6 protein-coding genes are annotated in these 8,328 nt (G+C 73.5%); 4 read left to right on the forward strand and 2 right to left on the reverse strand.

Annotated elements, in window-relative coordinates:
- Nucleotides 1-34: 34 nt before the first annotated feature.
- The 3 genes from ABZ321_RS53490 to ABZ321_RS53500 all read left to right on the forward strand — a co-directional run bounded on the left by ABZ321_RS53490 (nt 35) and on the right by ABZ321_RS53500 (nt 4,044).
- Nucleotides 35-1,240 (forward strand): FAD-dependent monooxygenase, encoded by a 1,206-nt coding sequence (locus ABZ321_RS53490; protein WP_354904094.1) that lies wholly within the window; start codon nt 35-37, stop codon nt 1,238-1,240.
- A gap of 46 nt (nt 1,241-1,286) precedes the next feature.
- Nucleotides 1,287-3,593: an endopeptidase La gene (gene lon / locus ABZ321_RS53495; RefSeq protein ID WP_344499110.1), complete on the forward strand. Its 2,307-nt coding sequence runs from the start codon at nt 1,287-1,289 to the stop codon at nt 3,591-3,593.
- A gap of 85 nt (nt 3,594-3,678) precedes the next feature.
- On the forward strand, nt 3,679-4,044 hold the full coding sequence (locus ABZ321_RS53500) for a hypothetical protein (RefSeq protein ID WP_354904096.1): 366 nt from the start codon (nt 3,679-3,681) through the stop codon (nt 4,042-4,044).
- A gap of 31 nt (nt 4,045-4,075) precedes the next feature.
- Here the strand turns inward: ABZ321_RS53500 and ABZ321_RS53505 are convergent, their stop codons facing one another.
- Nucleotides 4,076-4,825: a protein phosphatase 2C domain-containing protein gene (locus ABZ321_RS53505; RefSeq protein WP_344499106.1), complete on the reverse strand. Its 750-nt coding sequence runs from the start codon at nt 4,823-4,825 to the stop codon at nt 4,076-4,078.
- 135 nt (nt 4,826-4,960) lie between these two features.
- Nucleotides 4,961-5,251 carry a hypothetical protein gene (locus tag ABZ321_RS53510; protein ID WP_344499104.1) on the reverse strand — a complete coding sequence of 97 codons (291 nt, stop codon included), beginning with the start codon at nt 5,249-5,251 and terminating at the stop codon, nt 4,961-4,963.
- 143 nt (nt 5,252-5,394) lie between these two features.
- On the opposite strand from ABZ321_RS53510, the gene ABZ321_RS53515 reads away from it, so the two are divergent.
- Nucleotides 5,395-7,881 (forward strand): hypothetical protein, encoded by a 2,487-nt coding sequence (locus ABZ321_RS53515; RefSeq protein WP_354904099.1) that lies wholly within the window; start codon nt 5,395-5,397, stop codon nt 7,879-7,881.
- Nucleotides 7,882-8,328 lie beyond the last annotated feature (447 nt).

The following is an 8,328-nucleotide window of genomic DNA, read 5'->3' on the forward strand; positions in this document are numbered from 1 at the left end:
ACAAGCGTATAAGACGAATGTATATTTCCGATCCATGGACATCCTCATCTCCGGTGCGAGCGTCGCCGGCCCGTCCCTCGCGCTGTGGTTGCACCGCACCGGTCACCGGGTCACGGTCGTGGAGCGCGCCCCCTCGCTGCGCGGCGGCGGCTACGCCGTCGACTTCCGCGGCCGCGTCCACCTCGAGGTCCTACGCCGGATGGGCCTCCTCGACGCCCTGCGGGCGAAGGCCACGCACATGGGCGACATCGCGATCGTCGACGGCGCCGGCACGGTGAAGGCGGCGATGCCGTCCGCGATCTTCAGCGGCGACCTGGAGGTGCTGCGCGGCGATCTCGGCGAGACGCTGTACACCGCCACCCGCGACGACGTCGAATACGTCTTCGGCGACTCGATCGCCTCGATCACGCAGGACGCGGACGGCGTCGACGTCACCTTCGAGCACGGCGCGCCGCGGCGGTTCGACCTGGTCGTCGGCGCCGACGGGGTGAACTCCAAGGTCCGCGAGCTGGTCTTCGGCCCGGTGCCGCAGCACACCCTCGGCGTCTACGGCTGCATCTTCACAATGCCCAACGAGTTCGGCCTGGACCGTGCGGCGCTCATGTACAACGAGCCGCGCCTGACGGTCACGGTCGCGGGCATCACCCCCGACAAGGCCGTCATCTCGCTGTTCTTCACCCTGGACCAGCCGCCGACGCGCAGCCGCGACGTCGACCAGCAGCGGCGCCTCGTCGCGGACGCGATGCAGGGCGCCGGCTGGCGGGTGCCGCGCCTGCTCGATGCCATGCGCACCGCGCCCGACTTCTGGTTCGACGGCACCGCGCAGATCCGGATGGACCGCTGGTCACACGGCCGGGTGGCGCTGCTCGGCGACGCCGGCTACGCGGGTGGCCCAGGCGGCAACGGCACCGGCCTCGCGGTCGTCGGCGCCCACGTGCTCGCCGGCGAGCTGGCGACACTGCCCCATGAGCAGGCCTTCGCGGCGTACGAGCGGCGCCTGCGGCCCTACGTCGCCACCTGCCAGAAGCAGGCGTCCGGCAGCTCCGACTTCCTCGTCCCGTCCACCGAGCGCAAGATCGCCCAGCGGGACCGCTTCTTCCGCACCATCCGCTACCTGCCGCCGGTGAAGCACCTGTTCAGGCACCTCGCGACGCGGACCGCGACCGCATTCGACCTCCCCGACTACGGTGTCCTGGGTCACACACGGGACCTTTCAGGGAACAGAGGGAACGCTTTGTAACTTAAGCCTGACACGCTCAACCCCACAGTGATGGCAGGTGTCTGACATGGCTACTCTCCCGGTTCTTCCCCTGACCGACGACGTCCTGCTCCCCGGCATGGTCATCCCCGTGACGCTCGACGCCACCACCCAGGCTGCCGTCGACGCCGCGCGATCCGCGGGCGACAAGCGGGTCCTCGCGGTGCCGCGGGTCGACGGCGCATACGGCTCGTTCGGTGTCGTCGCCGTCCTCGAGAAGGTCGGCCGGCTGCCCAGCGGCGAGCCCGCGGCGGTCGTCCGCGGCCTGTCCCGGGCCCGCATCGGCGCCGGCGTCCCCGGCCCCGGCGCGGCGCTGTGGGTCGAGGCCACCCTGCTCGACGAGCCCGCCCCCGCCGGCAAGGCGAAGGAGCTCGCCCGCGAGTACAAGGCCCTCGTCATCGGCGTGCTCCAGGAGCGCGGCGCGTGGCAGGTCATCGACACCGTCGAGCGCATGACGGACCTGTCGGAGCTCGCCGACTCCGCCGGCTACGCGCCGTGGCTGACCCTGGAGCAGAAGATCCAGCTCCTCGGCGCCCCCGACGTCACCGCCCGCCTGGAGCTGCTTGTCGAGTGGGCCCGCGCGCACGCCGCCGAGCAGCAGGTCAACGAGAAGATCAACCACGACGTCCGCGAGGGCCTGGAGAAGACCCAGCGCGAGTTCCTGCTGCGCCAGCAGCTCGCCGCGATCCGCAAGGAGCTCGGCGAGGACGAGCCGTCCGGGTCGGCCGACTACCGGGCCCGGGTCACCGAGGCGACGCTGCCCGACGTCGTCCGCGAGGCGGCGCTGCGCGAGGTCGGCCGGCTGGAGCGCGCCAGCGACCAGTCGCCGGAGGCCGGTTGGATCCGCACCTGGCTCGACACCGTGCTCGAGATGCCGTGGGACGTCCGTACCGAGGACAACACCGACCTGGCGCAGGCCCGCGCGATCCTCGACGCGGACCACGCCGGCCTCGCCGACGTGAAGGACCGCATCCTCGAATACCTGGCGGTCCGCAACCGCCGGGCGGCGCTCGGCAAGGAGGTCGTCGGCGGCCGCGGCTCCGGCGCCGTCCTCGCCCTCGCCGGCCCTCCCGGGGTCGGCAAGACCAGCCTCGGCGAGTCCGTCGCCCGCGCGCTGGGCCGCAAGTTCGTCCGCGTGTCCCTCGGCGGCGTCCGCGACGAGGCCGAGATCCGTGGCCACCGCCGCACGTACGTCGGGGCGCTGCCCGGCCGGATCGTCCGCGCCCTGCGGGAGGCCGGCTCGATGAACCCGGTCGTGCTCCTCGACGAGGTCGACAAGCTCGCCGTCGGCTACGCCGGCGACCCGGCCGCGGCCCTGCTCGAGGTCCTCGACCCGGCGCAGAACCACACCTTCCGCGACCACTACCTCGAGGTCGACCTCGACCTGTCCGACGTGCTGTTCCTGGCCACCGCCAACGTGGTGGACACCATCCCCGGCCCGCTGCTGGACCGCATGGAGCTGGTGACCCTGGACGGCTACACCGAGCAGGAGAAGGTCGCCATCGCCCGCGACCACCTGTGGCCGCGGCAGCTCGACCGGGCGGGCCTGTCCTCCGACGAGGTCACCATCAGCGATGTCGCGCTGGGTGCGATCGCCGGCGAGCACACCCGTGAGGCGGGCGTCCGGCAGCTGGAGCGGGCTCTGGCGAAGGTCCTGCGCAAGGTGGCGGTCGTCCACGACGGCGCGCCGGTGCACGTGGACGACGTGGTCAAGTACCTGGGGCGGCCCCGGTTCACGCCGGAGTCGGCCGAGCGCACCGCCGTCCCCGGCGTGGCGACCGGCCTCGCCGTCACCGGCGCGGGCGGCGACGTGCTCTTCATCGAGGCGACGTCGATGGAGGGCGAGCCCGGTCTCACCCTCACCGGCCAGCTCGGCGACGTGATGAAGGAGTCGGCGCACATCGCGCTGTCGTACCTGCGCTCCAACGGCCGGCGCCTCGGCATCGACCCGAACGAGCTCGCCGGCCGCCGCATCCACCTGCACGTCCCGGCGGGCGCGGTGCCGAAGGACGGCCCCAGCGCCGGCATCACGATGGTCACGGCCCTCGCGTCCCTGGCCACCGGCCGGCCGGTCCGGCCCGAGTTCGGCATGACCGGCGAGGTCACCCTGGCCGGCCGGGTCCTGCCGATCGGCGGCGTCAAGCAGAAGCTCCTGGCGGCGCACCGGGCCGGCCTCACCGAGGTCATCATCCCGAAGCGCAACGAGCCCGACCTCGACGACCTGCCGGAGGAGGTGCGGTCGCAGCTGACCGTGCACGCCCTCGCCGACGTCGCCGACGTGCTCGCCCTCGCCCTGCGCCCCGCGGACGTCTCCACCCTGGTCCCGTCCGCCTGACCCCGCTTCCTCATGATCCGGAAGACCTTGTGTACCTAGGAGTGCACAAGGTCTTCCGGATCACGGGTGCGTTAGGTTGGTCAGCGTGGATGATCAGCTGGCGTGCCGCCTGCGTGTCGCGGGAGACGTGTTCGACCTGGCCGGACCGGCCGAAGCGCTGCGGGACCTGGCCGCCCGGCTGCGCGCCGCGGGCGACGTGCACGAGCAGCGCATCCTCAACGGCGCCTTCGTCCAGCGGCGGACCGGCGGGCCGGTCACGGTCGCGCTGCGGGGCGGTCCCGCCCTCGAGGTCACCGGCTCGGACGAGGCGCTCACCGCGCTGTGGGACGCCCTCGAGGTCGTCGCCGCCGAGGCCGACGCCACTCCTGACGCCGACGGCCCCGCGCCGCACCGGCACGTCGAGGCGCTCACCGTGACCGCCGAGCGCCCTGCCGCCGAACTGGTGATCTGAACCCACCCGCCCGTCCTCGGCGCGGGGTGGGTCAGAAGACCTTGACGACGACGGCAGTGGCGTTGTCGCGGCCGCCGGCCTCCAGGGACGCCGCGACCAGGGCGGACGCCATCACGTCCGGGGGCGCCCCGGAGCTCAGCGTCGCCTCCATGCGCTGGTACGGCACCTGTTCGGCGATCCCGTCGGTGCACAGGCAATAGACGTCGCCAGGGAACATGGTGACGCTCAGGACGTCCGGCTCGGGCAGGCCCGGGTGACCGATGAAGCGGTGCAGCTGGTAGCGGGCGGCCTCGGCCTGCGGCGAGTCGGCGGGGAACCAGCCGTGCACCGCGCCGAGCCACGCCTCCGTGTGGTCGATGGTGAGGAGCTCGAGGAGGCCGCCGCGTAGCCGGTACACCCTGGAGTCGCCGATCTGCGTGACCCACGCCCCGGTGGCGTCGGCGACCAGGGCGGTGAGGGTGCAGCCGGTCAGCTCGCGCAGGGACTTGCCGGCGGCGCGGACCTGGCGCTGAGCGTCGGCGACCGCGGCGAAGAGCGGCGGCGGCGCGAACGGCCCCCGGTGCTCCTGCACGGCGGTCGTGAAGATGTCCACGGCCGTGCGGCCGGCGGTGCGGCTGCCCTCGCCCGCGCCCATGCCGTCGGCGACGACCGCGCACAGGCCCGGCCGGCGCTGCAGCTCGGCGGTGTGCAGCACGTCGAAATTGGCCGGATACCGCCGGCCGATCTCCGTGGCGGTGCCGACCTGCAAGAGGCGCCCCGCGCCCTGGACCTCGATCGTCATCAACGTGAGCGTAACCCGGGCGGACCCCACAGGTGACCCGGGTTCATGTGCCGTCCACCTCACCGCCGCCCCGGAACGGAAAGTTGCACCGCGCGGTGTCCGCACCGTCGCGGACCGTGTCTATCGGAGGGACGTTTATCGGCGGGACTCGACGCGCCAGGTGCCGTCCTCCAGGCGCTCCCAGCCGTCGACCTCGCCGCCCAGCTCGGCGAAGAGCACGACCCGGTCGTAGATCCAGTCCGCGAACTCGTCCTGCTCGTCCTCGTCGAGGCCGGCCCGGATCACCGCGCCGAACGTGATCAGTCCGGTGCCCTCCAGCGGCGACGCGCCCAGGATGCCGATCACCGACAGGTCGTCGGGGGCGATGTCGGTGCGCTCCTCGACCTCCAGGAACCCGCCGTCGGGCATCTCGACCAGAAACGCCATCGCGGGTCAGCGGGTCGCCGCGGCATGGATCCTCATGAGCAATCATTACCTCCAGAAGGTCCCCGCCGACCAGCGACACGCTCGCACCATCGGGGCGTTTCGGCTGGTGCCGGAGGGTGGGGCCACCCCGGTACAGTGCCGGCATGGAGTCCGGCGCGGCGTTACCGGCCCCGCTGACCAGCCTGGTCGGCAGGGACGCGGAGGTGCGCGCCGCGGGCCGCCTGCTCGCCTCGCCCGACCACCGGCTGGTCACCCTCGTCGGGCCGGCGGGCAGCGGCAAGACCCGCCTGGCGATCGCGGTCGGCGCCACCGCGACGACACCGGTGTGGTTCGTCGACCTGACCACGATGCGTCCGTCCCCCACCCCGGATAAATCCAGGCGCAAGCGCCCGAATTTATCCGACATTTCGTATTTGTCCCCTCGTGAGAACGCTGGGGGCCCTGCGTTGCTGGTCGGCGAGGAAGCAGGGGACGCTCGTTTGCCGCTCCGTGAGACGGCGGCAGGCGCCGCACGGTCGCTCCGCGAGAGGGCAAGGGACGCTCCTTTGCCGCTCCGCGAGGGACAGTCGGACGCCGCCTTGTCGCTTCGCGAGGGGGCGGAGGACTCCGCCTTGTTGCTTCGCGAAGGGGACGCCGCCTTTTCGCTCCGCGACGATGCGGAGGACGCCGCCGGGTTCGTGCTCGACGCGTTCGGGGTGGCGCGCCGGGCCGACGCCGGCGCGACCGGCACGCTCCTCGCCGCGCTCGGCGACGCGCCCGCGCTGCTCCTGCTGGACAACTGCGAACACGTCACCGACCCGGTCGCCGCGCTCGCCGCCCGCCTCCTCGCGGCGGCGCCGGCCCTGCGGCTGCTCGTCACCGGCCGGCAGGCGCTCGGCCTGCCCGACGAGACCGTGCTCGAGGTCGCGCCGCTGGACGACGCGACGGCGTTGCGCCTGTTCGAGACGCGGATGTTCGAGCGGACCGGCCGCCCGCTGCCCGGCGAGCACCGGGCCGGCGCCGCCGCGATCTGCCGGGCGCTGGACGGCCTGCCGCTCGCCGTCGAGCTCGCCGCCGCCCGGGCCGCGCTGCTGTCGGTGCCGGAGGTCCGCCGGCTGCTCGCCGACCGGTTCCGCGTCCTGGCCGACGCGAAGGCGGCCGGCCCCGAGCACCATCGCACGCTCCGGGCCGCGCTGGACTGGTCGTACCAGCTGCTCTCCCCGGACAAGCAGGCCCTGCTGCGGCAGCTCGCCGTGTTCCAGGGCGGCTTCACACCCGCGGCGGCCGCGGTCCTGCCCGCGCACGGGCCGGGCCTGCTCGACGCCCTCGCCGAGCGCTGCCTGGTCTCCCCCGCGGACGGCTCCCCGGCCGGCGGGCCCCGGCGGCGGATGCTGCAGACCGTCGCGGCGTACGCGGCCGCCCGCCTCGCCGAGCTCCCCGACGAGGCCGCCGCCGCCCGCGACGCGCACGCCAGCCACTTCGTCGCCCTCGCCGAGCAGGCCGCCGCCGGCGTCCGCGGCCCCGGCCAGCGGGACATCCTGCGCACCGTCACCCTCGAACAGGACAACCTCCGCGCCGCCATGACCTGGCTGGCCACCCGCCCCGGCGTCGATGACCTGCGTCTCGCGACGGCCCTCGCGCCCTTCCAGCATTTCACCGGCGTGTACCGCCAGGGCCGCGACTGGCTGGCATCAGCCCTGCTCCGCCGCCCCGACTCACCCCCGTCGCTCCGGGTCGCCGCCTGCTCGGCCGCCGCGAGCCTGGCGCTGCTCGACTGCGACTACCCGGCCGCCGCCACCCTCGCCTCGCAGGCCCTCGCCTCGCAGGCCCTCGCCTCGCAGGCCCTCGCCTCGCAGGCCCTCGCCGGCCCGCCCGACGCACAGACCCGCGGGCGGCTGCTCACCCTGCTCGGCTGCGTCGAACGCGAACGCGCCGACTACCCCCGCTCCCGCCACCACCTCGACGAGGCGCTGACCCTCTACCGCGCCGCCGGCGACGCCTGGGGCGAGGGCCGCGCCGCCCAGCTCGCCGGCGGCACCGCCTGGCTGTCCGGCGACCTCACCGCGGCCGCCGCGCTGCTGGACGCGAGCCTCACCGCGTTCCGGGACCTCGCCGACGACGAATCGGTCGCCTCGACCCTCACCCACCTCGGCGCGGTCGCCCACTTCGGCGGCGACCAGCCCCGCGCCCGCCGCCACCTGGTCGACGCCCTGGACCGCTTCACCGAGCTGTCGTTCCCCGAAGGCATCGGCTGGGCCCAGGACCTGCTGGGCCGCGTCGACCTCGCCGACGACGCGGTCGCCGCCGCCGCCGAACGCCTGCGCGCCAGCCTCGCCATCCACCGCCGCGTCGGCGACCGCTGGCGGAGCGCCAGCGTCCTGGAGGCCCTCGCCGAGGCCCGCCGCCGCCTCGGCGACCCGGCCCACGCCACCGCCCTGCTCGCCGCCGCCGACGTCATCCGCCACGAGATCGGCGCCCCGACGCCCGCCTGCGAGCTCCCCGCCCGCCAGGCCACCGAGCGGGCCCTGCACGCGGCGCTGCCCGAGGATGCCTTCTCCCGCGCGTACCGCTTCGGCACCCGCACCCCCGTCGACGACCTCCTCAACCTGTCCGGCTCCCCCGCTCCCTTGGCCCTCCACCCCACCCCTTGACCGCCGCCACAGGACGCACGAGTCGCATGGGTTGCCACCATCGCCACAGACGCTGGTCAATGCCCCGATTCACACCTTTTGCTCCATAGAAGAAGCGCGATCCACCCACAATTCGATCTCTGAATTGCAGGTGGATCGCGCAACGTCTATAGAGCAAAAGGCACATAAGCGGGCATTGACCAACGTCTGCGAGAGGGGGTGCAGCGACGAGCACCGGGCCCGAGGGATGACCGCGGACAGGCACAAGCAGTGACCACTGCCGGACAAAGAGGACGCTCGCCACCAGACGCGAGAAATGACTGCCACCAGAGGCAAGGGCAGGCCGACCGCCCGGCGCGAGACAAGGACAACCCGCCCGGCGCGAGACAAGGACAACCCGCCCGGCGCGAGACAAGGACAACCCGCCCGGCGCGAGACAAGGACAACCCGCCAGGCACGAGACAAGGA

It is taken from the genome of Dactylosporangium sp. NPDC006015 (assembly GCF_040614215.1).
In the GTDB taxonomy this organism is placed as follows: domain Bacteria; phylum Actinomycetota; class Actinomycetes; order Mycobacteriales; family Micromonosporaceae; genus Dactylosporangium; species Dactylosporangium maewongense.

What these genes read in the sequence shown, in the direction of transcription:
- ABZ321_RS53490 (WP_354904094.1), top strand. Translation starts at nt 35, where the DNA reads ATGGACATCCTCATCTCCGGTGCGAGCGTCGCCGGCCCGTCCCTCGCG.
- lon (WP_344499110.1), top strand. Translation starts at nt 1,287, where the DNA reads ATGGCTACTCTCCCGGTTCTTCCCCTGACCGACGACGTCCTGCTCCCC.
- ABZ321_RS53505 (WP_344499106.1), bottom strand. Translation starts at nt 4,825, where the DNA reads ATGACGATCGAGGTCCAGGGCGCGGGGCGCCTCTTGCAGGTCGGCACC.
- ABZ321_RS53510 (WP_344499104.1), bottom strand. Translation starts at nt 5,251, where the DNA reads ATGGCGTTTCTGGTCGAGATGCCCGACGGCGGGTTCCTGGAGGTCGAG.
- ABZ321_RS53515 (WP_354904099.1), top strand. Translation starts at nt 5,395, where the DNA reads ATGGAGTCCGGCGCGGCGTTACCGGCCCCGCTGACCAGCCTGGTCGGC.